16 protein-coding genes are annotated in these 25,503 nt (G+C 58.5%); 10 read left to right on the top strand and 6 right to left on the bottom strand.

Annotated elements, in window-relative coordinates; genetic code table 11:
* Nucleotides 1-5: 5 nt before the first annotated feature.
* The 3 genes from QE432_RS23260 to QE432_RS23250 all read left to right on the top strand — a co-directional run bounded on the left by QE432_RS23260 (nt 6) and on the right by QE432_RS23250 (nt 3,975).
* Nucleotides 6-1,238: a putative DNA modification/repair radical SAM protein gene (locus QE432_RS23260; RefSeq protein WP_065702322.1), complete on the top strand. Its 1,233-nt coding sequence runs from the start codon at nt 6-8 to the stop codon at nt 1,236-1,238.
* Nucleotides 1,238-2,683, top strand: a complete 1,446-nt coding sequence (locus QE432_RS23255) for a UdgX family uracil-DNA binding protein (RefSeq protein ID WP_306625874.1) — start codon at nt 1,238-1,240, stop codon at nt 2,681-2,683. Before QE432_RS23260 ends, QE432_RS23255 begins: the two co-directional genes overlap by 1 nt.
* A gap of 152 nt (nt 2,684-2,835) precedes the next feature.
* Nucleotides 2,836-3,975, top strand: a complete 1,140-nt coding sequence (locus QE432_RS23250; RefSeq protein WP_026330772.1) for a GGDEF domain-containing protein — start codon at nt 2,836-2,838, stop codon at nt 3,973-3,975.
* 83 nt (nt 3,976-4,058) lie between these two features.
* Here QE432_RS23250 and carB read toward each other — a convergent pair whose 3' ends face one another.
* Nucleotides 4,059-7,547 carry a carbamoyl-phosphate synthase large subunit gene (gene carB, locus QE432_RS23245; RefSeq protein ID WP_003513392.1) on the bottom strand — a complete coding sequence of 1,163 codons (3,489 nt, stop codon included), beginning with the start codon at nt 7,545-7,547 and terminating at the stop codon, nt 4,059-4,061.
* 156 nt (nt 7,548-7,703) lie between these two features.
* On the bottom strand, nt 7,704-8,570 hold the full coding sequence (locus QE432_RS23240) for a LytTR family DNA-binding domain-containing protein (RefSeq protein WP_065687156.1): 867 nt from the start codon (nt 8,568-8,570) through the stop codon (nt 7,704-7,706).
* A 48-nt stretch (nt 8,571-8,618) separates the two neighbouring features.
* On the opposite strand from QE432_RS23240, the gene QE432_RS23235 reads away from it, so the two are divergent.
* Both QE432_RS23235 and ypfJ read left to right on the top strand, forming a co-directional pair.
* Nucleotides 8,619-9,107, top strand: a complete 489-nt coding sequence (locus QE432_RS23235) for a DUF2306 domain-containing protein (RefSeq protein WP_112673545.1) — start codon at nt 8,619-8,621, stop codon at nt 9,105-9,107.
* A 95-nt stretch (nt 9,108-9,202) separates the two neighbouring features.
* Entirely contained in the window at nt 9,203-10,132 is a 930-nt protein-coding gene (ypfJ, locus tag QE432_RS23230; protein ID WP_003513383.1) for a KPN_02809 family neutral zinc metallopeptidase, read from the top strand.
* Between the two features lie 40 nt (nt 10,133-10,172).
* Here ypfJ and QE432_RS23225 read toward each other — a convergent pair whose 3' ends face one another.
* Together QE432_RS23225 and mcpU are read right to left on the bottom strand one after the other, a co-directional pair.
* The gene (locus tag QE432_RS23225) at nt 10,173-10,652 is read right to left on the bottom strand and encodes a DUF2938 domain-containing protein (RefSeq protein WP_306625871.1); all 480 of its coding nucleotides are present in this window, start codon (nt 10,650-10,652) and stop codon (nt 10,173-10,175) included.
* Nucleotides 10,653-10,852: 200 nt separating this feature from the next.
* Nucleotides 10,853-12,943, bottom strand: a complete 2,091-nt coding sequence (gene mcpU / locus QE432_RS23220; RefSeq protein WP_065659165.1) for a methyl-accepting chemotaxis protein McpU — start codon at nt 12,941-12,943, stop codon at nt 10,853-10,855.
* A 329-nt stretch (nt 12,944-13,272) separates the two neighbouring features.
* Here mcpU and QE432_RS23215 point away from each other — a divergent pair, with 329 nt between their 5' ends.
* Nucleotides 13,273-14,670, top strand: coding sequence for an MATE family efflux transporter (locus tag QE432_RS23215; protein WP_013636556.1), 1,398 nt, complete (start codon nt 13,273-13,275; stop codon nt 14,668-14,670).
* Between the two features lie 39 nt (nt 14,671-14,709).
* Here the strand turns inward: QE432_RS23215 and carA are convergent, their stop codons facing one another.
* Entirely contained in the window at nt 14,710-15,915 is a 1,206-nt protein-coding gene (gene carA, locus QE432_RS23210; protein WP_035198637.1) for a glutamine-hydrolyzing carbamoyl-phosphate synthase small subunit, read from the bottom strand.
* Nucleotides 15,916-16,254: 339 nt separating this feature from the next.
* Between carA and QE432_RS23205 the strand changes: the two genes are divergently transcribed.
* From QE432_RS23205 to QE432_RS23190, 4 genes are all read left to right on the top strand, one after another.
* The gene (locus QE432_RS23205; RefSeq protein ID WP_026330775.1) at nt 16,255-16,704 is read left to right on the top strand and encodes a GatB/YqeY domain-containing protein; all 450 of its coding nucleotides are present in this window, start codon (nt 16,255-16,257) and stop codon (nt 16,702-16,704) included.
* A gap of 382 nt (nt 16,705-17,086) precedes the next feature.
* Nucleotides 17,087-19,072 carry a DNA primase gene (gene dnaG, locus QE432_RS23200; RefSeq protein WP_003513370.1) on the top strand — a complete coding sequence of 662 codons (1,986 nt, stop codon included), beginning with the start codon at nt 17,087-17,089 and terminating at the stop codon, nt 19,070-19,072.
* Nucleotides 19,073-19,466: 394 nt separating this feature from the next.
* Nucleotides 19,467-21,521 carry an RNA polymerase sigma factor RpoD gene (rpoD, locus tag QE432_RS23195; protein WP_003513359.1) on the top strand — a complete coding sequence of 685 codons (2,055 nt, stop codon included), beginning with the start codon at nt 19,467-19,469 and terminating at the stop codon, nt 21,519-21,521.
* A 195-nt stretch (nt 21,522-21,716) separates the two neighbouring features.
* Nucleotides 21,717-22,637 (top strand): DUF930 domain-containing protein, encoded by a 921-nt coding sequence (locus QE432_RS23190; RefSeq protein WP_306625868.1) that lies wholly within the window; start codon nt 21,717-21,719, stop codon nt 22,635-22,637.
* 176 nt (nt 22,638-22,813) lie between these two features.
* Here QE432_RS23190 and QE432_RS23185 read toward each other — a convergent pair whose 3' ends face one another.
* Nucleotides 22,814-25,366, bottom strand: coding sequence for an HWE histidine kinase domain-containing protein (locus tag QE432_RS23185; RefSeq protein ID WP_306625866.1), 2,553 nt, complete (start codon nt 25,364-25,366; stop codon nt 22,814-22,816).
* Nucleotides 25,367-25,503: the final 137 nt, after the last annotated feature.

Raw genomic sequence — 25,503 nt, 5'->3', positions numbered from 1 at the left:
TAACCATGAAGAAGTCAATCAGGCAACGGCTGGCCATTCTTTCCGATGCGGCCAAATACGATGCGTCCTGTGCCTCCAGCGGCACGACGAAACGCAGCTCTGCTGCATCCGGCGGACTTGGCTCCACGGAGGGGTCGGGCATATGCCATGCCTATGCGCCGGACGGGCGCTGCATTTCGCTCCTGAAGATTTTGCTCACCAATTTCTGTATCTATGATTGCGCCTATTGCATCAATCGTTCTTCGAGCAATGTCGAGCGGGCGCGGTTTACTGCCGAGGAGGTGGTGTGGCTGACGCTGGAGTTCTATCGGCGCAACTATATCGAGGGGCTGTTTCTCTCTTCCGGCATTATCCGCTCTTCCGATCATACGATGGAAGAGATGGTGCGGGTGGCGCGGGAACTGCGCGTCACGCATGGCTTTCGCGGCTACATACATCTGAAATCCATTCCCGAAGCATCGCCAAAGCTTATTGAGGAAGCGGGGCTTTACGCCGACCGGCTGTCGATCAACATCGAATTGCCGACTGATAGCGGCGTCAGCCGTTTTGCGCCGGAAAAGCAGCCCGCCAATATTCGCCGCTCGATGGCTGATATCCGCCTGAAGATCGAGGAGGCGGGGGAGCCGACTGTCAGGACGCGAAAGACCAAACGTTTTGCGCCTGCCGGACAGAGCACGCAGATGATCGTTGGGGCGGATGGGGCTGATGACAGCACCATTCTGTCCACCAGCGCCCGGCTTTATGGCAGCTATGGTTTGCGGCGCGTCTATTATTCGGCTTTCAGCCCCATTCCGGATTCGTCGAAGAACCTGCCGCTCATCAAGCCGCCTTTGATGCGGGAACACAGGCTTTATCAGGCCGACTGGCTTTATCGTTTTTATGGGTTCGACATTGGTGAAATAACCGCGATCGGCGGTAACGGAATGCTCGATCTAGATATAGATCCAAAGCTTGCCTGGGCGCTGAAAAATCGCGACCGTTTTCCAGTGGACGTGAACGTGGCGGATCGCGAAATATTGCTGCGCGTGCCCGGCTTCGGTACCAAGACGGTCGCCTCGATCCTGTCTTCACGCCGGTTTCGCCGATTGCGGCTGGAGGATATCGCCCGCTTCGGCGTTTCCCTGAAAAAGGTGAAGGCCTTCATCGTTGCCGACGGCTGGACGCCGGGCAAGCTGACCGAACGGCCGGATTTGCGAGCGATGTTTGCTCCGCAGCCCGAACAATTATCGCTGCTGTGATGTACGGCCCGGTTCTGGAAGGGCGGGGCGATTTCGGCGAGTGGCGTGATGCGGCGCGCACGGCTCTCGCCGCCAATGTGCCGCCGGAGGCGATTGACTGGCGGTTGCGGGATGAGAAAGCTGGGCTTCTCGATTTTGCCGGAGAGCCTTTGCCGGCGGCCCGTGCGGATGACGTGCAGGTGTCCGTTCCAGCCTCCTTCGTGACGTTGGCGCAAGCGATTATCTGTCATAGCGATCCGGGTCGTTTCGCACTGCTTTACCGGTTGCTGTGGCGGCTGAGGCGGGATCGCGCCCTGTTGCAGTTCAAGTCCGATGCGGATGTTTCCGAAGCCCGGCAGCTTGAAAAATCGGTCCGCCGCGATTGTCACAAGATGACGGCCTTTGTTCGCTTCAAGGAATTATCCTTGCCGCAGGGGCAGGGCGGGCGGCGGCGCTTCGTCGCATGGTTCGAGCCGGATCACTTCATCGTCGAGCGCACGGCCCCGTTTTTCCAGCGGCGGTTCACGGATATGGACTGGCTGATCGCAACACCGAACGGCTCCGCGCGGTGGGACGGAAACGTGCTGGAGACATCGCGGCAGGCCGCGTCCAAGCCTGAGCTGACGGATGAAACGGACGAGCTGTGGCGAACCTATTATGCCAACATATTCAATCCGGCGCGACTGAAGATAAAAGCGATGACGGCAGAGATGCCAAAGAAATACTGGAAAAATTTGCCGGAAGCCGAGCTTATTCCAGGTCTCGTTCTCGGTGCCGAGGCGCGGGTGCTGGAGATGGCGGCGAAGGCTGCTAGCCAGCCGCAACCATTCCATCACCGCCTGCAGGCCGCGGCCTCGGCGCGTGAAGAGCCGCCACCGGCGCCGGACGGTACGCTCGCTTCATTGGCGCGGGAGGCTGGCCAATGCACGCGCTGCGCCCTGCATTGCAAGGCAACGCAGACAGTGTTCGGCATGGGACCTGAAGATGCGAAAGTGATGATCGTCGGGGAACAGCCGGGAGATCACGAGGATCTTGCCGGAAAACCTTTCGTCGGTCCCGCTGGTCAGTTGTTCGACCGGACGTTGATTGAAGCCGGTATTGACCGCAAAAAGCTTTATGTCACCAACGCCGTCAAACACTTCAAATACGAGGCCCGCGGCAAGCGGCGCATCCACCAGCGACCGGATGCGGGCGAGGTGCAGCAATGCCGCTGGTGGCTTAACAAGGAAATCGAGCTAGTACGGCCGAAGCTTATCGTTGCCATGGGTGCAACTGCGCTTTATGCGCTGACAGGCGGAAAGGAAAAGGTGTCCGAGGTTCGGGGTCGCCCGATACCGATGCAGGAGGAGCGGACGCTTTTTGTCACGGTGCACCCTTCCTATCTTCTTCGCCTTCCCGACTCGCAGCAGAAGGAGGCGGAAATGCAGAATTTCAGGAATGAAATTGATTTTATAAGATTATTCTAATAGACTGTTCTGTGTGTTTTTACGTTATATTTGATGATCATCGATGTCTTCATCGGTATGATTAAATTTTTGTTTATTGGTTATTTTTATTGAAATTTTATACTTGATACCATAATTCAGATATTTATATTTATTCATTGCGTGGATGTATGATGCTCGGCGAACTAGATCTTGCAACAGTGATACTGATGCAAAAGTGTTCTTACATTGTTGGAATGCTGAGTTTTATATATCTGAAGCTCACAAATCGTGGTTTGCACGGCCCGACAGCTCTTGCAGCAGGCTTCGCAGCCATGGCTGCCGGCTCCACGCTCGCTGGGTACGGCGAATGGGGAATAATGTCTCCGGCCTTGTGGCAATTCGGCAGCATCGTCTTCGGTATCGTGGGTTATGCGCTGATCTGGCTTGGCCTGAAAATCGTGAGCGATGGACGTGCTGCCAGCAGGGGGACAGTATCAGCTGTCTGTTTGATTGCCTTGCTGGCAATTGTCCTTGCACAGCAGGTGGCTGACAATAACGCTTATCGTGCGGCCCTGTTCAACGGCTGTGCGGCTGTGGCCTATCTTGCTGGAGCTGGCGGGCTTTTCGCGCGGTGGCGCAAGGAGCCACTCCTGTCCCGCTTCGCGTTGGGCGCGATTGCGGGTATTTCCGGCCTGATTTCGTTGTCGGTGGCAAAGAGCGTGCTTTTGCCCCAATACGCCGCCATCGATCTGGTCAATGCGTTTTTCTTGATCATCATGTTGAACTTCGCCATTGCGCTGTTCGTGATGATGCTGGTAGCCGAGCGGTCAGAGCGGAAATTGCTGGTTCTCGCCAACACCGATCCTTTGACGGGCGTCAAGAACCGCCGTTTTTTCTTCCAGGCCATGCCGGCGGTGCCGGGTCCCAACGATGCGGCGATGCTGCTCGATATCGACCACTTCAAATCAATCAACGACCGCTTCGGCCACGCCGTCGGCGACAGCGTTCTTCAGGAAGTCGCGAAGCGTATCGGCGGCAGCATACGCGGTGGTGACGTGCTGGCGCGTTACGGTGGCGAGGAGTTCATCATCTTCCTGCCGGGTGCCGGTGTTCAAAAGGCTTGCATGATCGGAGAACGCATTCGCGATGCGATTGCGATAACCGAAGTCGATTGCGGCGGTTTGCGTGTCGGCGTGACGATCAGCATCGGCGTCGCAACCAGCGGAGATGCACGCTGCGATCTTCAGACCCTGGCGGAAATGGCGGACCGCGCCCTTTACCGCGCCAAGACGGATGGGCGCAATTGCGTGCGCGAAGCCCTGGCGGCGTGAGGCTTTTGAGCTTTTTGTGAGACAATGCAAAACGCCGCAGGCATGACCCGCGGCGTTTCCATGATCTTCGTTGTCGGCTGATTTTACAGGAAGTAGCTCTGCAAGGGCTTCACTTCCAGATTGCCGGCCTTAAGCGCCTTGATGGCAAGGGCTGCTGCTTCGGCACCGGCCATCGTCGTGTAGTAGGGCACCTTCTGCATCAGCGTTGCGCGGCGCAGCGACTTCGAGTCGGAAATCGCCTTGTTGCTGTCGGTGGTGTTGATGACCAGCTGGACCTGCCGGTTGCGGATGGCGTCTTCGATATGCGGACGACCTTCCTGCACCTTGTTGATCTTCTCGGCGTTGATGCCCTGTTCAGCAAGGAAACGCTGGGTGCCGCCGGTTGCCAGTACCCTGAAGCCGCTCTCGACCAGAATACGGATTGCGGGCAACACGCGGTCCTTGTCGTCGTCGCGCACCGAGACGAAGACGGTGCCGGAGCGCGGCAGGTCGACGCCGGCGCCGAGCTGGCTCTTGGCGAAGGCGAGGGCGAAATCGGTGTCGAGGCCGATGACTTCGCCGGTCGAGCGCATTTCCGGTCCGAGCAGAATGTCGACGCCGGGGAAGCGGGCGAACGGGAAAACGGCTTCCTTGACGGCGATGTGCTTCAGGTTGCGCGGGTCGGGTTTCTTGCCGTAAGCGGCAATCGCCGCATCAAGCTTTTCGCCGGCCATGACGCGGGCAGCGATCTTGGCGATCGGCGCACCGATGGTTTTTGCAACGAAGGGCACCGTGCGCGAGGCGCGCGGGTTGACTTCGAGAACGTAGATCGTGCCGTCCTTGATCGCGTACTGAACGTTCATCAGGCCACCGACGTTGAGCGCCTTTGCAAGCGCCGTCGTCTGGCGTTCGAGCTCGTCGAGGGTTTCCTTGCTCAGCGAACGGGACGGCAGCGAGCAGGCCGAGTCGCCCGAGTGGATACCGGCTTCTTCGATGTGCTCCATGATGCCCGACACGAAGACGTTTTCGCCGTCGCACAGTGCATCGACGTCGACCTCGACGGCGTTGGTCAGGTAGCTGTCGAACAGAAGCGGGTTCTTGCCGAGCAGGGTGTTGATCTGGCCGGTCTTGTCGTTCGGGTAACGCTGCTTGATGTCCTCTGGCACGAGGCCCGGAACCGTGTCGAGCAGATAGGTCTGGAGCTGGCCTTCCGAATGGATGATCTGCATGGCGCGGCCACCCAGAACATAGGAAGGACGCACGACCAGCGGGAAGCCGATTTCCGAAGCGACGAGGCGCGCCTGTTCAACCGAATAGGCAATGCCGTTGTTCGGCTGGGCGAGGTCGAGCTTCATCAGAAGCTTCTGGAAGCGGTCGCGGTCTTCGGCAAGGTCGATCATGTCAGGCGCGGTGCCGAGGATCGGGATACCGTTCTTTTCCAGCGCTTCGGCCAGCTTCAGCGGCGTCTGGCCGCCGAACTGCACGATGACGCCGACCAGTTCGCCCTTTTCCTGTTCGGCGCGCATGATCTCGATCACGTCTTCGGCCGTCAGCGGTTCGAAATAGAGGCGGTCGGAGGTGTCGTAGTCGGTTGAAACCGTTTCCGGGTTGCAGTTGATCATGATCGCTTCGAAGCCTGCATCCTTCAGCGCGAAGGCAGCATGGCAGCAGCAATAGTCGAACTCGATGCCCTGGCCGATACGGTTCGGACCGCCGCCGAGGATGACGACCTTCTTGCGGTCGGAAACCTGCGCTTCAGAGCGGGCAGCGCCGACGAAGGGGATTTCATAGGTCGAATACATGTAGGCGGTGGGCGAGGCGAATTCTGCCGCGCAGGTATCGATGCGCTTGAAGACCGGGCGAACATTGAGGCTGTTGCGCAGCTCGGCCACTTCCTTCGGGCGCTTGCCCGTCAGAATTGCCAGGCGGGCGTCGGAAAAGCCCATGGCTTTGAGCATGCGCAGGTTCTCTGCGTCCTGCGGCAGGCCTTGCTCACGGACACGGGCTTCCATGTCCACAATTGCCTTGAACTGGGCGATGAACCAGGGGTCGATCTTCGAGTTTTCGTGGACTTCCTCTTCCGTCATTCCCATACGCAGCGCCTGGGCGACCATGCGCAGGCGATCCGGCGTCGGCGTGCCGATGGCGGCGCGGATGGCGTTCTTGGAGCCTTCGCCCTCTTCAAAGCCGGGGATTTCGATTTCATCGAGACCGGTGAGGCCGGTTTCCATGCCGCGCAGCGCCTTCTGCAGCGATTCTGCGAAGGTGCGGCCGATGGCCATGACTTCACCGACGGACTTCATGGCCGTTGTGAGGATCGGCGAGGCGCCCGGGAACTTCTCGAAGGCGAAACGCGGGATCTTGGTGACGACGTAGTCGATCGACGGTTCGAACGAGGCAGGCGTCGCGCCGCCGGTGATATCGTTTTCCAGCTCGTCGAGCGTATAGCCGATGGCGAGCTTGGCGGCGATCTTGGCGATCGGGAAGCCGGTCGCCTTGGAGGCGAGAGCAGACGAGCGCGAAACGCGCGGGTTCATTTCGATGACGACGAGGCGGCCGTCTTTCGGGTTGACGGCGAACTGCACGTTCGAGCCGCCGGTTTCCACGCCGATCTCACGCAGCACCGCAATCGAGGCGTTGCGCATGATCTGGTATTCCTTGTCGGTCAGCGTCAGCGCTGGCGCAACGGTGATGGAATCGCCGGTGTGGACGCCCATCGGATCGATGTTTTCGATGGAGCAGATGATGATGCAATTGTCCGCGGTGTCGCGGACCACTTCCATCTCATATTCCTTCCAGCCGAGAACCGATTCTTCGACCAGCACCTCGGTGGTCGGCGAAGCGTCGAGGCCGCCCGAGACGATGTCGAAGAATTCGGAGCGATTATAGGCAATGCCGCCGCCGGTGCCGCCGAGCGTGAAGGACGGGCGGATGATGGCTGGCAGGCCGACATGGTCGATCGCCTGGGCGGCGATTGCAATCGCATGCGCCATGTAACGCTGCTTGCGGTCGGTCTCGCCAAGGTTCCACTGGTTTTCCAGATCGTCCAGCGCCTTGTCCAGTTCCGCACCGGAAAGCTTCGCCTTGAGTTCGGCGCGGGCAGCTTCGTGCTTCTTGCGGTCGGCGTCCTTGATTTCAGTGGCGTTGGCCAGCATGGACTTCGGCGTTTCGAGGCCGATGCGAGCCATGGCCTCGCGGAAGAGGGCGCGGTCTTCGGCCATGTCGATGGCTTCGGGCTTGGCGCCGATCATTTCCACATTGTAGCGGTCGAGAACGCCCATGCGCTTCAGGGACAGCGCGGTGTTGAGCGCGGTCTGGCCGCCCATGGTGGGAAGCAGCGCGTCCGGACGTTCCTTGGCGATGATCTTGGCGACGACTTCCGGGGTGATCGGCTCGACATAGGTTGCGTCGGCGAGGCCCGGATCGGTCATGATGGTGGCCGGGTTGGAGTTGACCAGAATGACCCGGTAACCCTCTTCCTTCAGCGCCTTGCAGGCCTGGGTGCCGGAATAGTCGAATTCACATGCTTGGCCGATGACGATCGGTCCTGCGCCAATGATGAGGATGGACTTGATATCTTGGCGCTTCGGCATGGCTCTCTCGTTCCGCGTTTTGGTTGCGCAAAACACCAGCCAGGGTGAAAGATCACCGGCCGGGGCGCGCAATTCAAAGTTTTCAGGCTAGAAGCGGCTTATAGGCAAATGTTTTTGAGAACGGAACCCCATAAATTCCGGAATCGACAGAAACTCTTAACCCGCCGGTGTATGCGCGGCGAAACGGGCCTGCACGGCCGCGCTATGGGAGCGGCTGACGGGTATTTCCGAGCCGTCTCTTGTAATGACGTGCAGACGGCCAGCCTGTTTACGCAACGAGACGACGTCGGAAATGGCAATCCAGTGGGAACGGTGCACCTGCAAGCCTTCCGTGAGGCCTATTTCTTTCAGCGCATCGGCAAAACGCAGCAGAACGAGCTGATGGCCGCGCGTGGTGACGATTTCGGTATAGTGGTCCTGCACCGACAGCCGCAGCAATTCTCCGCGCTTTTGCGGCGGCAGCCGCTCCAGCAGCGGCGCGATGCTTTTCACCTCACCTTTGGCATCTCCATTCGGGTCCGCAACGGCATCCGTTGCCGTTGCGCGTGACTGGCAGGCCGTGAGGTAGCTCAGCAGGCAAAAGATGGCGCAGAGCGGCAGGGCCGACAGGCTGCTTTTCAGAAAGGCAGCGAAACCCATTTCCCTGCCGGAAAAGATTTGGTTCATGATGGAAAGCAGCAGCCCGATGGGCAGGGCTGCCGTCAGCGAGCCGATCATCATGCGTGTCAGCATATTTTCAATGCTGCTGGCAAGGATGGTGTTGGCGAGGATGGAAAAGGATATTGCGAACGTCCATGCGCCAGCCTGAACGATTGTCCAGTAAAGCAGCCGGTCGGCGAAACTCATGGTCTCACTTGTCCCGAAAGGGCCGGTCAGAATGAAGATCGCCAATATGGCAAGGAAGGTCAGCCACAGTCTGCGCGATTGCAGGATGGCGTGCATTTCACGAAGCGTGGACTGCAAAGAGAGGTGATCCACGAAGTTTTCCTGCGGTTGACGCCAATGCGTTTTTCTTTCGCGCATGTTTTGCCGAAGTTAGCGATAATTTCAACCGGGTCAAAACGCTTCACCATGTCACTTCAGCCTTTGCTAGACGCACCGCTTGCCGTGCAATTCCATGTCGCCACCGTTGTTCCGGCCGCGATTCTCGGCGCCTTCATTTTCCTTCGCCCCAAAGGAACCGCCATCCACCGGCTACTCGGCAGGATTTGGGTGACGCTGATGGTCATGACGTCCGTTTCGACCTTCTTCATTCATGAATTGAGGGTGTTTTACGGTTTCAGCCCGATTCATCTTTTATCGGTTCTCACCATATATGGCTGTCTGCAATCGGTCCTTTTCGCGCGCAGGGGCGAAATCAGGCGCCATATGAGGATCATGCAGAGTGTTTATCTCGGCGGTATCGTCATCGCAGGCGGTTTCACCTTCGTTCCGGGGCGGATCATTCACGAGGTTGCTTTCGGTGACGGTCAGCCGGGTCTTGTGGTGCTTTTCGCGGGCGTGTTCGTGTTTGCCCTGCTGTCTCTGACCGTCTTCACGCAAAGGCGGCGAACCTCCTGAACGAATGCACCCACCTCCGCTTTCTTCCGGAACAAGATGTATTATAGTGCCGTTATAAGGTTGCCTGTTGAGGCGACGTTTGCGGAGAGAAAAGCATGGAATGGAGAGGGCGCCGCCAGTCGGACAATATCGAGGATCGGCGCGGCATGTCGGCGGGATCGGGGCCATCCGGCAACGATCCTTTTTCGCGTGGCGGAATGCGCGTGCCGATCGGGCGCCGCGGCGGCGGTATCGGCATTGGCGGTCTTCTGCTGATCCTGCTGATCAGCTGGGTGCTTGGCATCAATCCGCTGACGCTGCTTTCGGGCGGAGACATTTCACTGGATGGGGGCGGTACCACGCAGCAATCCGGCCAGCAGGCGGGCACTCGGCCGCAGGGCCAATCGTCCGACGAGACGACGGCTTTCGTGCGCACCGTGCTGGCTGAGACGGAAGATACCTGGAGCGGCATTTTCCAGTCCGCCGGCGAGACCTATCAGAAACCGACCCTTGTGCTGTTTTCCGGGCAGGTTGCGTCTGCCTGCGGTTCTGCCTCTGCGGCCAGCGGCCCGTTCTATTGCCCTGGTGACCGCAAGGTCTATCTCGACACCAGTTTCTTCAGTGAACTGGACAAGCGTTTCGGCGCGTCTGGCGATTTCGCGCAGGCTTACGTGATTGCGCATGAGGTGGGCCACCACGTCCAGAACCTGACCGGTGTCCTGCCGGAGTTCAACCGCCGCCGCCAGTCCATGAGCCAGGTGGATGCCAACAAGATGTCGGTGCGTGTGGAGCTTCAGGCCGATTGTTATGCCGGTATCTGGGGCAAGTTCACCGAACAGAAGGGAATTCTGGAAACCGGTGACCTTGAGGAAGCGCTCAACGCTGCTCACCAGATCGGCGACGACACCCTGCAGAAGCAGACTCAAGGATATGTGGTGCCTGACAGTTTCAACCACGGCACGTCGGCGCAGCGCATGGAATGGTTCAAGCGCGGCTTCCAGAACGGACGCGTCGAGGACTGCGACACCTTTTCGGCGAATATCTGATAATCAAATGAACGAGGGGGCTTTTCAGCCCCCTTTTTATTCAGCGCATCAAGAGCGCCACGGCATACATGCCAAGCGCGAAGATCGTATGGGCAACGAGGTTGAGAAAGCGAACCTTGTTCGGGTTCGGCGTCTTCGATGCCGCCCAGCCGATGCCGAGGCCAGGTTGCAGCAGGAACCAGCCCGCGCCGACCGTGACGATGCCCACGATCCAAGGCTGAATGAAGGACGGCTCTGAAAACCACGAGGCCGGCACTATCAGGGCGAGAATGATGCCGTAGAGAATGCCGACGGCATAATGCGAAATCCAGCCGAGCGCCAGTTCATGCTCGTAAGGTGCGGCCGTGGCGATGCTGTCGTGAAATATCCTGCCCTTCGGCAGATGCCAGAACCAGCGGCCGACCGGCGCCCAGTTCGGGGCGGACTGGCCAAAAAACCGGTGCAGCACAATCGCCCATATATCCATAAACACGGTGCCACCAACCCCCATGGCAATACCGCGCCAAATCAAATCCAGCATAGATCCCTCCGCAAATCATGATCGACCAAGCTCTAGCTGATCGTGTGAGTGGCGTGAACAGGGTTTTTCGCGTGCTGAGGGCGGACAAGAAAAATGGCCGGATCGCTCCGGCCATAATGAATACTGAAACGTCTCCTCCGTCATGCCGGACTGGATCCGGGGTAACGGTGCGATGGTCTCACAAGTGAGCTATTCTCGCTCTACGCGGCACGCCCATATTCAGCCTGCCGCCGCGTTGCCGTGGCGAGCTGGAACTGCGCAAGCAATTCGTTGAGCGCCGCCGCTTCCGAGGCGAGGCCGTGGCTTGCCGCAGTCTGTTCTTCGACCATGGCGGCATTCTGCTGGGTGCCCTGATCGATGGTGTTGATGGCGGTGTTGATTTCCTGAAGTCCGGTGGACTGTTCGCGCGACGACGTTACGATGGCGTCGATGTGGCGGTTGATCTCCTGGACTTCGCGCACGATGGTTTCCAGCGCCTTGCCGGCATTGCCGACGAGATCGACACCGGATTGCACCTGTGATGTTGAGGCGTTGATCAGCGTCTTGATTTCCTTCGCGGCATTTGCAGAGCGCTGGGCAAGCTCGCGCACTTCCTGTGCGACGACGGCAAAACCCTTGCCTGCCTCACCGGCGCGGGCGGCTTCCACGCCGGCATTCAGCGCAAGCAGGTTTGTCTGGAAGGCGATTTCGTCGATCACACCAATGATGTTGCTGATCTCCGACGACGATTTTTCGATGCCTTCCATGGCGCGAACAGCGTCCTCGACGATGATGCCGGACTGCTCGGCATTGTTGCGCGTGCGGTCGACCAGACGGCCTACCTCTTCGGCACGGCGGGCGGAATCCTTGACCGTCGTGGTTATTTCCTCAAGTGCGGCCGCAGTCTCCTCGACAGAGGCGGCCTGCTGCTCGGTGCGCTTGGCCAGATCGTCGGCAGACTGGCGGATTTCTCCAGCACCGGCATCGATTGCGCGTGCATTCTGGCCGACTGTGCTCAAGGCAACGTTCAGCTTGGCGACGGAGTTGTTGAAGTCGTCGCGCAAGCGGTCGATGCGGGTCACGAAAGGTGTCTCGATCCGGTAGTTGAGGTCGCCGTTCGAAAGGTGCGTCAGTCCCTTTGCCAGCGAATCGACTGCGAACTGGATGTCGGCCGCGTCTTTCGCCGCCAGTCGTTCGCGGTCGTTGCGCTCCTGTTCGGAAAGCGTGCGGTTCTGTTCGGCGTCGCCTTCAAGACGCAGACGTTCCGTGGCGTTCGATTTGAATACGGCAACCGCCGCAGCCATCGAGCCGATCTGGTCACTGCGCTCCTGGCCGGGAATGGCGACATCGAGATTGCCGGCGGCAAGCCTTTCCATGGCAGCAGTCATCTGCGTGACGGGGCGAACAATGAAACGGCTGAGAACGGTTGCCAGAAGGGCGATCATGATCGCGGCGGCAAGGATCGTAGCGATGGTTGCCGCGAGGCGAAATTGGCCGATCGCGCTATAGGCGACGTCGGAATCGACAACGAAACCGAGATACCAATCGACCGAGGGCAGACCAGCGACGGGAATGAAGCTGGTGATCTTGCCCTTGCCGTCGATCTCGGTTTGCGAAATCGCGGAAGAAATTGCCGGTGTATCAACCTTGAAGAGATCGGTCAGCGGCTTGTCGACGAATTTCGCATCGGGATGCATGAGGATCTTGCCGTCCTTGCTGACGAGGAAGGCGTATCCATCCTTGCCGGCATCCACCGACTTGATCATCGTGACCAGCGAATCCAGCGAGAAGTCGCTACCCGTCACGCCGGCCAGCTTGCCGTCGATGGACACGGGAATGGCGGCAGTGATGATAAGGCCGCCGGTCGACGCATCGCTATAGGGCTCGGTCAGTACTGGCTTGCCGGCCTTGACGGCGTCCAGATACCAGGGGCGCTTGCGCGGGTCGTAGCCTTCCGGCAATGGCAATTTCGGGAAAGTCGTGAAACTGCCGCTTTCGGCATTGCCGAAATAGGTGGACATGAACTGAGCCGTCAGCACGTCGTTCTGGAGGAACTGCAGTTTGGCGTCGTCATCTGGGAGCTTGGCGAGCGTCTTCGCAACCGTTTCGGTCAGCATGATGCGGCCGTTCAGCCAGTTGGCGATGCTTTGCGCTGCCTGCTTGCCGGACGAATCGATATTTTCCGCCACGGCTTGCGTTGTCACCTGGTGCTGAAGACTGTCGATATAGAAGGAAAAGCCGGCAAAAGCGGCGACGACAAGCGATGACGCCGCAAACAGAATGCGCGTCATGAGATTGGTTTTTTTGGGCAAGCTACACGTCCTTGGAACCAGATGTGCCCATTCGGCTCATCTTGGAAAATAATGGGAAAGACATGCCTCAATGGCGGGAATATTCTGCGTCATGCAGCTTATGGTTTGAAAGAACTTCGCGATATTCTAATGCGTAAAGTGAAATGGTAAAATTCGGCTAAATTTGTTATATGTCAGGCCTTTTCGGCCCAAGTGGACGTAAAATTGCCGCTCTGCGTAAATTTTGATCATTGATCCGCAAAGGTTGCGTGCAGGAAGGGAATATTTTATTCATCACCTGCTGCCATTGCGCAATTCGCGGGCAATGGCCAAAATTCAGGTGAATTACAATGTCTTCGTCGGTTGTTGCAGAAACCGTTCCCTCTGGATCGGGGTCGTGGCTTTCGCATTTCAAGGCTACGCTTGCGCTTGGAATTCCGCTTGTCGGTGCGCAGCTCGCGCAGCTTGGCATCCACACTACAGATATGGTCATCGTCGGTCAGCTCGGAGCTGAGAAGCTGGCGGCCATGGTGCTGGCCGGGCAGTTCTTCTTCGTTGTCTTCATTTTCGGCTCGGGATTTTCCGTGGCCGTGGTGCCAATGGTAGCGCAGGCTTACGGGCAGGGCGATGCGACGGCTGCCCGCCGCTCGCTGCGCATGGGCATGTGGGTTGCAATCGCGTACTGGATTCTTGCCCTGCCGATATTCTTCAACGCCGAGCGCATTCTGGTCTATCTCGGGCAAAACCCCGAAGTTGCGGCGTTGACCGGCCATTATCTCGCCATCGCCAAGTTCGGCCTTTTGCCGGCGCTGCTTTTTTACGTGCTGCGCGGGCTTGTCAGTGCCATCGGCCGTGCGGGCATCATTCTGTATGTCACCATCATCATGCTGGTGATGAACGGTTTGATGGCCTATGCGCTGGTCTTCGGCCATTTCGGATTGCCGGTGATGGGCATGAACGGCGCGGCCGTCGTCGCCGTCATCGTCAATGCCTTCAGCTTCATCTTCATCGTCGCTTATGTGCAGACGCGTGAGGAAACCAGGAAATACGAGCTGTTCGTGCGCTTCTGGCGGCCGGACTGGCATGCGCTGTTCGAAGTGCTGCGCCTTGGCCTGCCTATCAGCATCACCATCCTTGCCGAAGTGACGCTGTTTGCGGCGGCTTCGATCCTGATGGGACAGATTGGCACCGTGCAGCTTGCGGCGCATGGCATCGCTCTGCAGCTTGCCTCCATCGCTTTCATGATCCCGCTCGGCCTGTCGCAGGCGGCGACCGTGAGGGTCGGTGTCGCGTTCGGTCAGGGTGATTTCAGGAACCTAGTGCGCGCCGCCATCATGGTCTACGCGATTGCCTGCGGCATTGCCGTTTGCGGCGGCATCCTGTTTGCGGCTGTTCCGGAATTTCTGGCGAAGTGGTTTCTTGACGCGAAGTTGCCGGAAGCGGCGGAAGTGCTTGCCTACGCAAGCAGCCTCGTGGTGATCGCCGGCATCTTCCAGCTGGTCGATGGTATCCAGGCCGTGACAGCAGGTTTGCTGCGCGGATTGAAGGATGCGCGCATTCCGGCGATGCTGGCGCTGATTTCCTATTGGCCGATCGGGCTGGCGCTGGCCTGGACCATGGCCTTTCCGCTCGGCTTTGGCGGACGCGGCGTCTGGTTCGGTTTCGTGATCGGCCTTTCGACGGCGGCCGTTCTCCTGACTATACGTTTCGTCATTCTGGTGAAGCGCGAAATGAAAACGGCCCGCTGAAAGCGGGCCGTATATTTTTCCTGATTTTCCGAAGATGTCTCAGCGCTCGGCGAGCGCTGCCTCACCTTGTCTCTCGCGCAGCAGGTTGACGAAGCGGCGGAAGAGATAGTGGCTGTCCTGCGGGCCGGGCGATGCTTCCGGATGGTGCTGGACGGAGAAGACCGGCTTGCCGACGATGCGCAGGCCGCAATTAGTGCCGTCGAACAGCGACGTGTGGGTTTCTTCGACGCCATCAGGCAGCGACTTGGCGTCAACCGCAAAACCGTGGTTCATGGACACGATTTCCACCTTGCCGGTGGTGAAATCCTTGACCGGATGGTTGGCGCCGTGGTGGCCCTGGTGCATCTTTTCAGTCTTGGCGCCGACGGCCAGGCCAAGCATCTGGTGGCCGAGGCAGATGCCGAAGATCGGCAGGTCGCTGTTGATGAGGTTCTGAATGACCGGTACGGCATATTCGCCTGTCGCTGCCGGGTCTCCCGGACCATTGGAAAGGAAAACGCCATCCGGCTTCAATGCCAGAATGTCTTCGGCGGATGTCTGGGCCGGAACCACCGTGACCTTGCAATCGAGACCGGCGAAGAGGCGCAGGATGTTGCGCTTGACGCCGAAATCCACGCAGACGACATGGTACTTCGCATCGGCTTCACTCAGCGTGCCGTAACCCTCGTTCCAAACCCAAGGCGTTTCCGTCCAGGTGGAGGATTGGCCGGATGTGGCTTCGATGGCGAGGTCGAGGCCGACGAGACCGCTCCATGCCTTGGCTTCCGCCTTCAGCGCCTCGATGTCGAACACGCCGTTGGGATCATGGGCGATCACCGCGTTCGGTGCACCGTTTTCGCGTATCCATGCCGTCAGCGCGCGCGTGTCGATGCCGCAAAGGCCGATGACGCCGCGGGCTTTCAGCCAGGCATCCAGATGCTTGGCGGCGCGGAAGTTCGAAGGGTCGGTGATGTCGGCCTTGAAGATGACGCCGACTGCGCCCCGGCGGGCGGCTGGCGTCAGGTCTTCGATGTCTTCCTCATTGGTGCCGACATTGCCGATGTGCGGGAAGGTGAAGGTGACGATCTGGCCGAGATAGGACGGATCGGTCAGGATTTCTTCGTAACCGGTCAGTGCGGTGTTGAAGCAGACTTCGGCCTGTACCTTGCCGGTTGCGCCGATCCCCGTTCCCTCGATCACTGTGCCATCGGCAAGAACAAGCATTGCGGTCGGTTTGCGGGTAGTCCAGGGCGCTGTCTCGGTCATCTCGTTCCGTTTCTGCCGCTTCGCACCCCGCCTCTTGAAAGGCAGGGGGAGAGGGGCCATTTTTTGTCGCAGGCTTCGTGACATAAAGGGGCGCGCGAAAAACTCGCGTTTTGACCCTTCGTTAAAATCTCGTGCAGGTGCCGGAAAATAACGAAAGCTGCTTAAACGGTCAACCGCAGGCTCAAGATTTACGCGGAATTAAACCTTCGCACATTCAAGGGCTTATGCATTTGATTTGCTTGAGCGGGTTTGCTCGGTTATGTCGTTTCGAAAAATAAGGTGGAAAGTTTCCGTGTCGAGAAGCTGCGGAATGCACTTTCCCAAGGAGAAGAAGAAATGATGCGCGACACGTTCGCTAATACTCTGAAAGACGCGCTGAAGGCTCGTGACGCCCGGCGTACATCGACCGTGCGTCTCATCCAGGCAGCCATCAAGGATCGCGATATTGCCAATCGCGGCGTGGGCAAGGACCCCGTCACCGACGACGAGATCATGCAGATCCTGACCAAGATGGTGAAGCAGCGGGAAGAGTCCGCCAGCATCTATGATGGTGCCGGTCGCGCCGAGCTTGCCGCTCAGGAGCGCGAGGAAATCGTCATCATCAAGGAATTCATGCCGGAAGAGATTCCGGCCGAAAAGGTGCGCGAATTGTGTCAGGCCGTCATCAGCGAAACCGGCGCCTCCGGCCTGCGTGACATGGGCAAGTGCATGAATGCGCTCAAGGAGCGCTATCCCGGCCAGATCGACTTCGCGAAAGCCTCCGGCGTCGTCAAGGATTTGCTGAAGTAGGTGTCGCCCGTTCGGAAAAAGTAAAGGCAGGGCAGCCATGGCTGCCCTGCCTTTTTGCTGCCGACGAAGGCGCATTTCGGCGGATCAAAATGCGGTCACGCGCAGGCGTTTTTCGGGGGACGTGCCTGCGGGCGTCAGCAGCTTTATGAGAATGTCCGGGCGCTGCCTTTGAATATGTTTTATACCTCGGCGACGGTTGGCTCAAATTACAAAAACATAATTTTTTGTGATGATGCGCTGCCATAAATTTGCCCGAAGCGGGCGACAGCGGCGATGCGGTTTTAGTGCGATGGCCTGTGAATATCGGGTATTCCGGTTCTTTGGGTTTGGTACTGACCCCTTTCTGCGCTTATATGAAAGACTGGCCTCGAACAGGTAAACCATGCGATTTTCCAATTCTTTTCTCGATGAGATACGCGACCGCGTGAACATCTCCGATGTGATCGGCAGACGTGTGTCCTGGGATAAGAAGAAGACCAATACGCCGCGGGGCGATTATTGGGCCTGCTGCCCGTTCCATGGCGAAAAAAGCCCGAGTTTTCATTGCGAGGATCGCAAGGGGCGATACCATTGTTTTGGTTGCGGTGTTTCCGGCGATCATTTCCGGTTTCTCACCGATCTCGAGGGGTTGAGTTTCCCCGAAGCGGTTCAGCAGATCGCCGACATGGCCGGCATCTCCATGCCGCAGCCCGATCCGCAGGCTGAGAAGCGCGAGCGCGAGCGCACCTCGTTGCAGGACGTCATGGAAATGGCGACGCTGTTCTTTCAGGATCAGTTGCAGACCGCGCTAGGTGCACGGGCGCGGGCTTATCTGCGCGATCGCGGACTGACTGGGCGCACCATCGAGACATTCAGGCTCGGTTTTGCACCAGATAGCCGCAATGCGCTGAAGGAGCATCTGGCGAGCAAGGGTGTGGCGCGCGAACAGATGGAAGCCTGCGGGCTGGTGGTGCATGAAAACGTGCCGGTTTCCTATGACCGCTTCCGCGACCGCATCATGTTCCCGATCCTGTCGTCGCGCGAAAAGGTGATCGCTTTCGGCGGCCGCGCCATGGCGGCGGATGCAGTGGCCAAATATCTGAACTCCAACGAGACCGAGCTTTTTCACAAGGGCAATGTTCTCTACAATTTCGCCCGCGCGCGGCGCGCCTCGCAGGCTTCCGGTGGCACCGTCATTGCCGTCGAAGGTTATATGGATGTCATTGCGCTTTATCAGGCGGGTGTGGAAAATGCTGTCGCCCCGCTCGGCACGGCGCTGACGGAAAGCCAGCTTGAGCTCCTGTGGAAAATGTCGCCGCAGCCGATCCTCTGCTTTGATGGCGACGGCGCCGGCATTCGTGCCGCCAACCGCGCAGCCGATCTCGCCTTGCCGCATATCAAGCCCGATCGTTCGGTGAGTTTTGCGCTTTTGCCCGACGGAAAAGACCCTGATGATCTCGTGCGGCTGGAGGGGCGTGCGCCTTTTGACCGTGTGCTTTCTGAGGCAAAACCGCTCGCGGCGATGATCTGGAGCCGCGAGACGTCTTCGGTGACTTTCGATACGCCTGAAAAGCGTGCCCAGCTTGAAAGCCGGCTGCGGCAGATCGTTGCCGTGATCGGCGACGAGGCCGTGCGGCGTTTTTACCAGCAGGATATGCGCGACAGGCTGAATGCCTTCTTCCAGCCGCGTTTTCAGCAGGGCGGTTCGCAGGGTGGAAATTTCCGACGCGATGGCCAGCAGGGTAATGGGCGCGGGTTCCAGAGGAACGCTTCCGGACGGGGTGGAGCCATGGCTGCGCCGGCCAGTAACATTTCCGACCGGCTTACCCAGTCGGGTCTGGTCAGGGGGCACCAGACCAAGCCTTCACTTCGCGAAAGCGTTCTCGCCATCACCATCGTCAACCATCCCGAACTGCTGCTTGAGGAATATGACGAGATCGCCGCGATCGATTACGAAAACCGCGATCTGCAACGCCTGTGGTCGACTGTGCTGACCTTTGCTGCGGAAAGTGCGGCCGAGATTTCGCGGGCAGGGCTGATCGAGCGCCTGTCGCAGCAGGGTTTCGAGGTGCTTTTGAAAACCATGGACCAGCAGGTGCGCAATGCGCGCCTGTGGACGGCCACGGAACAGGCGGCGCTGGAAGATGCGCGTGAGGGATATGTGCAGGCACTTTCCCTGCACAAGAGAACGAAATCCCTGCTCTGGCAGAAGCGCGAGCTGGAGCGGGAAATAGGCGAGGCGACGGACGACGAACGCGGCACGCTTCTGGTGCGGGCGCTGGCCGAAGTTCAGCTGGAAATCGGCCGAATGGAAAATCAGGAAGCGATCATCGATGGTTTCGGCGTCATGTCCGGCCGGGTAAAGGGTCCAGCTGTCGGCCATGGCTGAGGACTGCGGCCAAGAATAGAAAGACGTGTGGGGTTGCCTTTTGCTGCAAGCGCCCTAAATAGGGGGTAGTCTGGTGATAACTCGCAAAATGCGGCCCTTTTTATGAATTTCCGTGGCTGTCTCGCCCTCAAAGGCTTGACGGGGCGGGAAATAGCGGGAATCACCAATTCAGGAATAGTAAGGTGGAATGAGCCTTGGCGGATAGAAATTGCATGAGCAAGCATTTTCGGGTGCACTGTCTTTGCATTCTGCCTGAGGCTGCCGTGGTTAATCGGCAATTAAAGATCACTCCGTTAGGTGTCTGACAGTGATTCGCTGTTATCAGCCGGATGCTCTCAAGGCGAACGGCGATGCGGCGGAACAGGTGTTAGCGTCAGGGAAAGCGACGAGATAGATGGCAACCAAAGTCAAAGAAAACGAAGAAGCAGAAAACGAACGCGACGGTGCGACGGACGGTCCGCTTCTCGATCTTTCGGATGACGCGGTCAAAAAGATGATCAAGGCCGCCAAGAAGCGCGGCTATGTGACGATGGACGAGCTGAATTCCGTCCTGCCGTCCGAAGAAGTGACGTCCGAGCAGATCGAAGACACGATGGCGATGCTGTCCGATATGGGCATCAACGTTATCGAGGACGAGGATGCCGAGGAAGCACCGGGCGAAGCCGAAAGCGACGATTCCGATAACGAAGAGTCCGAAGGCGGCGAACTGGCACCTTCCGGCGGTACCGCGCTTGCGACCGCGAAGAAAAAAGAACCGACCGACCGTACCGACGATCCTGTGCGCATGTATCTGCGCGAAATGGGTTCCGTAGAGCTTCTGTCGCGCGAAGGCGAAATCGCCATCGCCAAGCGCATCGAGGCCGGCCGCGAAACGATGATCTCCGGCCTTTGCGAAAGCCCGTTGACGTTCCAGGCGCTGATCATCTGGCGCGACGAACTCAACGAAGGCACGACGCTGCTGCGCGAGATTATCGATCTCGAAACCACTTATTCCGGCCCGGAAGCCAAGGCTGCCCCGCAGTTCCAGAGCCCGGAAAAGATCGAGGCGGACCGCAAGGCCGCCGAAGAGAAGGAAAAGACCCGCAGACTGCGTGCGCCCTCCGGTGACGAGGATGTGACTGACGTGGGTGGCGATGGCCTGCCGCCGGAAGAGGAAGAAGAGGACGACGACGAGTCCAACCTTTCGCTTGCCGCGATGGAAGCCGAGCTGCGTCCGCAGGTCATGGAAACGCTCGACACCATTGCCGACACCTACAAGAAGCTGCGCAAGCTTCAGGACCAGCAGGTTGAGGCTCGCCTTGCCTGCACGGGGACCCTGTCCTCCGGTCAGGAGCGCCGCTACAAGGATCTCAAGGACCAGTTGATCACGGCTGTGAAGTCGCTGTCGCTGAACCAGAACCGTGTCGACAGCCTTGTCGAGCAGCTTTACGATATTTCCAAGCGTCTGATGCAGAACGAAGGCCGGCTGCTGCGCCTTGCCGAATCCTATGGCGTAAAGCGCGACAGCTTCCTCGAGCAGTATCACGGTGCGGAACTCGATCCGAACTGGATGAAGTCGATTGCCAATCTGGCCGCCCGCGGCTGGAAGGAATTCGCCCGCGAGGAAAGCAACACGATCCGCGAGATCCGTCAGGAAATCCAGAATCTGTCGACGGAAACCGGTATTTCCATCGCCGAATTCCGCCGTATCGTTTCCATGGTACAGAAGGGTGAGCGCGAAGCGCGTATCGCCAAGAAGGAGATGGTCGAGGCCAACCTGCGTCTCGTGATCTCCATCGCCAAGAAATACACCAACCGCGGCCTGCAGTTCCTCGATCTCATTCAGGAAGGCAATATTGGCCTGATGAAGGCGGTGGACAAATTCGAATATCGCCGTGGTTACAAGTTCTCGACCTATGCGACATGGTGGATCAGACAGGCGATCACCCGTTCGATCGCCGACCAGGCGCGCACGATCCGTATTCCGGTTCACATGATCGAGACGATCAACAAGATCGTTCGCACCTCGCGCCAGATGCTGCACGAGATCGGCCGCGAGCCGACCCCGGAAGAGCTGGCGGAAAAGCTGGCCATGCCGCTTGAAAAGGTGCGCAAGGTTCTGAAAATCGCCAAGGAGCCGATTTCGCTCGAAACCCCTGTAGGTGACGAAGAGGATTCGCATCTCGGCGACTTCATCGAGGACAAGAACGCGCTGCTGCCTATCGACGCCGCCATTCAGGCCAACTTGCGCGAGACGACGACCCGCGTTCTCGCCTCGCTGACGCCGCGTGAAGAACGTGTTCTGCGCATGCGTTTTGGCATCGGCATGAACACCGACCATACGCTGGAAGAAGTCGGCCAGCAGTTCTCGGTCACGCGCGAACGTATTCGTCAGATCGAGGCGAAGGCACTTCGCAAGCTGAAGCATCCGAGCCGCTCCAGAAAGCTCAGAAGCTTCCTCGACAGCTAAGCCTTTGCCTGCTTTAAAATTGAACCCGGTCAGTCACCTCTGGCCGGGTTTTTTGTTTCCCGCACTGGCGATCTCTGCGACAAGCCTTATGTGTAAAAACAAAGCGTTCCGCGTTTTCGGAAATGCTCAGGTTCGATTTGGCTCGATAACATGCAACAGGTTTCGGCAAGCAGATGGCGAGGGAAGGGATGGGCGGTGCCCGTCTCCGTGTTGCTGCATCTGGCTGTGGTCGCGATCTTTCTTTTCGAACTGCCCGAACGCATAGCCGAACCGCAGGAGCCGGAAAGCATCAGCGTCGATCTGGTGCCGCCGCCTGAGGAAAAGAAGCCGGAGGAAGCCAAGCCTCCCGCCGCCGAGCAGGCAAAGCAAGAAAAGCCGCAGCCTCCACCGCCGCCGCCCGCTCCGCCGGCAGAGGAGCCGAAACCTTCGCCGCCCTTGCAGGCGACACTGCCGGCTATCGCCATGCGGCCGGAGGAGACGCAGGCGGACCCAGAGGACAAGACAGGTAAGGCGGAGGAAGCGGACAAGACCGAGCCTTCCAAGGAGCCTGAAAGCCAGCCTGAAAAGACGGCTGAGGACAAGCCCGCGCCATCTGCCGCCAACGGCGATCTCAAGGCGTCCGCCGAACAGGGAGAAATTGCGGTTTCACCCGTCAAGCAAGAGGCTGAGCCGGAAAAAGCGCCGGTGCCGCAGGAGAAACCGGCTGACGAAAAACCTGCCGAGGTGGCAAAGGAGGAGCCCGCGAAACTTCCGGCCGCCAAACAATTATTGTCTTCGTCGCTGCTTTCTCCGGCCCAAAGACGCCAGATGTTTGGTGATCTGCCGCCCCGCCGCCGCATTGTTCAGCTTTGCAGCACGGAGGCTCTGGCGCAAATTCAGGGCGCGGGTTTTGCCGCCCGTGGCATGATACCCTATTCGGATACGGGCGGGAGGATATCGGGGAATTCTATTGATGCTTCCGGCGGCGCATTCAATACCGGCAATAGCTGGCACGATGTGTCTTTTCAGTGCGAAGTCGATCTGGATAACTACGCCGTAACGGCATTCCGGTTTAAGATTGGGAACGCCTTAACACCGGATGAGGCGAAAAAGCGGGGCTTCACCCGATTTCAATGAAAGCTAGTTTTTTAAACTTTTGGTTTGCTGACGAAGGTTTTCGTCCGCCACTCCGTCGTCCTCGGGCTTGTCCCGAGGATATGCACCCGACTGATTTGTAGACGTGTTTAAATCCTTAGGACAAGCCCAAGGATGACGTCCAGTCTGGACATATGTCGGTCAGCAGGGCTGGGAGCTTACACCCTCTCCGTATCACCGACCAACAGCCCGATACCCGCCATCAGCGCATCCTCGTCGTACGGCTTCCTGATAACAGGCACGTTGCCGAAGTCGTCAGGCACCATGCTGGCATCGGCATAGCCGGTGGCGAACAGGAAGGGGATGCCGCGGCGGTGAAGCTCGCGTGCGACGGCGATGGAGGTGTCGGAACCGAGATTGATGTCGAGGATAGCCACATCCGGCACGTAGCTCTTCAGCTTCTCGATGGCCATTGCCGAGGAGGTCGCGGTTTCAATTGTCTTGATGCCGTTGTCTTCCAGCATGTTCTCCACATCCATGGCGATCAGCATCTGGTCTTCTACGAGCAATATTTTCAACGTTTCCTCCCGGTTGGACCGTCTGGGTTGTGGTACGGTGTCATCCTCCGTCTTCATCTCGGAAGCTGTCATGACTGCTGAGATATGGCGGGAGGGCAGGAGAATTTCCGCCTCAAGCCCATCAGGCAAATACCGAATGGTGCTGCGTCCGCCCAGATCGTAGGGGATGCTGCGGCTGATGAGCGCCGTGCCGAACCCGGAGCGTGATGGTGTGGGCAGCTTGGTAGGCAGAGTTTCGCGCCAATGTATCAGGCAATCGCGGTTTTCGTCGACTTCCCAGCGCAGATCCAGTTTTCCGCCGGTCTGCGCAAGCGCGCCGTATTTGGCAGCATTCGTCGCCAGTTCATGCAGTACGAGGGCCATGACGGAAAATGCGCGCGAATCGAGCGTGACCTGTGGTCCGGCAAGATCAACAATAGCCTCGGCTGAACGGTGCGGCGACAATTCGGCGTCCAGCAGGTCGCGCAACGACCCGCCGCCTTCACCGCGAATGATCTGGTCATGGGCAAAGGACAATGCCTGGATACGACCCTTTAGCGCACCGACATATTCCTGCAGCGTTTTACCCTCTTGCGAGGGATTGCCGACCAGCGATTTGATAATGGCGAGAACGTTCTTGACGCGGTGGTTGAGTTCCTCGTTCAGCATGCGCTGGCGCACTTCCGCGCGCTCCCTTTCGCCCGCCATCAGCTCGCTGTGATGAAATGCGACCTCGACCAACGCTATTCTTGCGGCTTCGGCAATTTCCCGGTCCGCATCGGACCATGGCTGCGCCTGCAGGCGCACGGTCTCCTTCCAGATCGCGAAGCTCTTGCGCGGGGTGAGACGATCGCCGAGCGGACCGGTCTCATAGGATTTTTCCGGGTTGCCGGCCCAGTTCAGGTTCTGCACGATCTCCCTGCGGAAAAACAGCAGATAGTCGTTTTTGACCTGTGACAGCGGAATGGCGAGCATTCCGGCTGCGATATCTGCATAAATCTCCGCTTCCGGTATGGCTTGCGAGATGGCATGGGTTGCCCAGACCCTTCCCTCACTGACAGAGGTTACGAAGCGCGCCAGCCTTGGAATGGCATCCGCGGGCGGCGTTGCGCCGTGGCCGTGCCAGTTGTTGTCCACCCAAAGCCCGACGCCGTCGCATGGCATCAGATCGGCAAAATCCTGGAAACTGTCGATCAGCAGTTCCTCGATGTGCGCGTGATGGGCGGCGAGCCGCAGGAAGCGGTCGAGAGCGGCATGGGCGTGGTTGACGGTATCGAGTTTGCGCTTCTGCTTAAGGACCTGCAAATGCATGGAGAAAAACTCTCCAAACATTTCTGCGGCGATCCTGACCGACATCGTCAGAACGCGTGGCGAATAATGGTGGCAGGCGATAAGGCCCCACAGGGCGCCATCGACGATCACCGAAATCGACATGGAGGCAGCAACGCCCATATTGCGAAGATATTCGCAATGGATGGGAGAAACGCTGCGCAAATGCGCGAATGACAGATCAAGCGGTTCACCAGACACATCGATGGCGGGCAATACGGGAACTCGTATTCCGCTGGCGTCGGAGATGATACGCAGTGTGTTTTTAAGATAGAGCGTGCGGGCCTGCTGCGGTATGTCGCTTGCCGGAAAATATTGTCCGAGAAAGCTTTCCAGTTCCGGCTGCTTTGCCTCCGACACGACCTTGCCTGCACCGTCATCCTCGAAACGGTAGATCATCACCCGGTCGTAACCCAAGGTCGCCTTTACCAGCCGGGTTGTTCTCGAAATCAGGCTTTCGACCGTGTCCGCCTCGCGAATGCGGTCCACCATCTTGCGTGCGGTACCAAGCGGCTGGGTCTCGCTCCCTGACGGTTCGAATTCGATGATCGTCGTGGATTTATAGCGGTGGAGCGCAATATCGAAGCTGCGACCATCGCGCAGTTCCATATTGGGCAGCATGGCAGGGCGGGTGGTCCTCCCGGTTACCGTAAGTGCGTTGCGAAGGTCATGGACGAGATTTTTACCAAGCACTTCTTCGGCGGTCCTGCCGTTGATATCGCCATCGACGCGCAAGATCTCGCGACAGTTTTCCGAATGCCGCAGGACCATGCGCATGGCGTTGTCGCAAGCAATCAGGCAGCCGTGCGATTGAATATAACCTGGAATGTGGATGGGTTCGCGGTCGCAATTTGTCAGGTCGACAATATAATCAGTGGATGCCATGAATCTATCTCTCGCACCCTTTGCCTGTCTTGCACTGAAAATAGTTTAGTCGTCCGCAGACGGGAAAGCCTGAATGGTTCATTCTGATAGTGCCAATCCTTCCCCGTTTTTTGCAACCGTGACGCCGGTATTCCGTT

This window comes from Agrobacterium sp. SORGH_AS_0745, from assembly GCF_030818995.1.
Lineage (GTDB): Bacteria > Pseudomonadota > Alphaproteobacteria > Rhizobiales > Rhizobiaceae > Agrobacterium > Agrobacterium tumefaciens.
The sequence above is the reverse complement of the archived record's forward strand: the minus strand, read 5'-3'. Positions and strand labels throughout refer to the sequence as shown.